The organism is Ruminococcus sp. (assembly GCF_019417665.1).
In the GTDB taxonomy this organism is placed as follows: Bacteria; Bacillota; Clostridia; order Oscillospirales; family Ruminococcaceae; genus Ruminococcus_C.
In genome coordinates this window covers 1-2,797 of sequence record NZ_DXUU01000117.1, presented here as the reverse complement: position 1 = coordinate 2,797, position 2,797 = coordinate 1, and the positions used below count along the sequence as shown (strand labels likewise).

General features: G+C 47.1%; 3 protein-coding genes. All 3 read right to left on the bottom strand.

What is annotated here, in order from left to right; translation table 11 throughout:
- Positions 1-787, bottom strand: a 787-nt coding sequence (locus tag QZ375_RS14075; protein WP_295220002.1) for a DNA-primase RepB domain-containing protein, incomplete at its 3' end; no start/stop codon positions are given.
- Positions 784-1,218, bottom strand: coding sequence for a DUF4406 domain-containing protein (locus QZ375_RS14070; protein ID WP_295220000.1), 435 nt, complete (start codon positions 1,216-1,218; stop codon positions 784-786). The genes QZ375_RS14070 and QZ375_RS14075, both read right to left, overlap by 4 nt.
- On the bottom strand, positions 1,215-2,797 hold a 1,583-nt coding region (locus QZ375_RS14065), incomplete at its 5' end, for a bifunctional 3'-5' exonuclease/DNA polymerase (protein ID WP_295219998.1). The genes QZ375_RS14065 and QZ375_RS14070, both read right to left, overlap by 4 nt.

The window sequence follows — 2,797 nt, the reverse complement described above, 5'->3', positions numbered from 1 at the left end:
CAAAAGAATACTTCGGATACGGCTTGGAGTATTGATGTATGACCGCTGCACCGCCTTCAAACACACTTAAATTGGAGATCATCGCATACCAGTCATGTTCAGAAAGTGCAGCTGCATTGTCCCGGCAGTACTTGATAAAATCGCATTCTGCTTCTATAATGCCAATCCCTTTCTGTTCTCCATGCAGTGGCACTTTCGGTTGTTCTTCTGCTTCTTGCGAAACCGGCAGTCTTTCTATCAGCTGTTCCTGTGTGTATCTTCGTTCCGGATGAAACGAGATGCACTCTACCAAGACCGGTTCTTTCTTGCAGTGATAGAATCCCGGCAGACGCATGACACGGCTTTCGTTGACACAGGCAGGATCTCCGCCAAAATGCTGCACCAGTGCCTTTTGAATGGGACGAAACAGGGACACCTTTGCCTCTTTGACAAACCAGTATGTATGCAGGGATTTTCTTGTTCTGATAACCATAGACGGCGGCAGCGGAAACGCATCGATGAGTGTCTGCTGTTCCTCGAAAGTTTTATCGTCCATCTCCACAAACTGTGCATTGATGCGAGTAATGCTGTCATCGGTCTGACCGCCGGAGTTCACCACAAAAAAGATGCCATGATTTTTCTGGTTATGTTCTTTCAGCGTGGACTCCACTGCAAAGAATTTTCCTGCCTCCACGGACATTTTGGCACCGGTAAAGATGCCTTCTTTCCGATCATCAAAAATACGCAGGCATACGGTATCATCTGGATGAAAGATCGCATTGATCACGTCCTGTGCTGATATGTTCATACCACTTCCTCCATCTCTTCTGTGAAATATCGAATCGGCATATGCCTGTATTTTGCCCATTGGATCTCCTGTGCCATTCCCTCAGAAATGCTGCTGCCGAATACCCACAGCTGGACACATTTTGTCAGAAGCACATGATTCATGAACATTGCCGTCTGCCTCTCTTCTCCCAGAGTATCATCCATAAACTGCGGAAAGAGCAAATGCGGTGCAATGGGAATACTGTGATGTATTACCGCAAAACGACTGTATTTCCGGGCATTTTCAATGTTTTCATTGGTATTGCCACGATAGGGAGAACAGATATATACAAGCGGTCGGAATGCCGCCAGTCTCCGTGCCTTTTTCTCCTCGCTTTCTATTCTTTTCATTGCTTCAAATTCGGTCGGCGAGAAGTATCCTTCCTTGTTGTGTGTTTCTGCCAAGTTCATTCCTCCAGTTCCTCTAAATTGCCGAAGCTTTCTCCGGCAGATGCTTCTGCCACAAGGGGCAGATCAAACTCCGGAAACGGCTGCTGTTCCATATAGCCTTTCACAAAAGCCACTGCTTCCTGCAATCTGTCTTTCGGAATGAGAAACGTCAGTTCATCGTGAATCTGCAGGATCGGTCTCAGCCATGGGCGTGACGGCAGTCCTTCTAAAATACGGACAATTGCCAGCTTCAGAATATCCGCAGCCGTTCCCTGAATCGGGGTATTCAAGGCACATCGTTCCGCAAAGGACTGCAGTCCCCAGTTGTCGCTGCGAATATTGGGAAGATACCTTCTGCGTCCCAGCCAGGTTTCTGTATACAGTTTCTGCTTTGCGGTCATCTTTGTTTCATTCTGCCAGACCGTCAAAGCCGGATAGCCAGCTTTCAGATTGCGAATGATCTCTTCACATTCCGGTATAGATTTCTCTACGCCTGCCTTGAACTTCAATGTGCTCTGCAGTCCCTTTGGAAATAGCCCGTAAAATGTGCCAAAGTTCACGTTCTTGGCGATGGTACGCTGTTCCTTGTATTCCGGTCGATGCTTGTTTTGTGCTTCTGCATAGGTACAGCCAAAAATGACGGCAGTGGTTGCCGCATGAATATCCCCGCCGTTCTGATAGGTTTCCATCATCGTCTTGTCCCGGCAGTAGAATGCTCCCACACGCAGTTCGATTTGCGAAAAATCGAGAGACAAGATCAGATGATTTTCCGGAGCCTGGATAAAGTTACGGACGCCGATGGGATCGTTGCTTTTTCTGGGGCAGTTCTGTAAATTGGGATTGCGGCAATTCATTCTTCCTGTTTCCGTGGACAGAGCAAAGAAATCCGGATGGATCCTGCCCGTTGCAGAATTCAGATATTTCAGGTAGCCATCAATGTAAGTGGACTTGATCTTGCTCCATTTCCGGTATTCCTGTACCAGTGTGAACAAAGGAGAAAGTTCCGGACGATTGGCATCACACCATTCCTTTAGCAGGATCATAGACGCATCATCTGCTGCTTCTTTGTTGGATGCAGTGACTTTCATAACAGGCAACTGTAAAGTCTGATACAGATACTCCTTGAAAGCTTTAGTGCTGCAGTTTGCTCCAATGGAAATGTCGCCAATGAGCATTGTGATCTCATTCCGGATACGCTGCATTTGCTGTTCTGCATCCTGCTGATGCTCTTTCATCAAATCTGCATTCACAGGCACGCCGTTGTATTTCATCAGCCCTAAGTACACCGCTGCAGGTGATTCGATTTCTTCCACAAGGTACCGATGTTTTGGCAAAAACCGATCAAACCAGTTATTGAAAATATGATACAGCTGCAAGGCAAAATCAGAGTCCGCACAGCCATAGCGTATTGTTTCTGCATCCTGTGCATCCAGTTCGTCAAAGTGTCTGCCGTTTGTAACATCCGAAAAAGTGGGCAGCCGTTCATGACACAATTCTTCCGCCAGTTTTTTCAGACCGCTGTCAGCAAGTTTGCGAAATGCGTAGTTGCTTTTCAAGGTCATTTGTGCTGCACAAATGGTATCATACACCGGCGGCTGGA

Excerpts from the sequence above, each read along its gene's own strand:
- QZ375_RS14070 (WP_295220000.1), bottom strand. The coding sequence starts at position 1,218 with ATGAACTTGGCAGAAACACACAACAAGGAAGGATACTTCTCGCCGACC.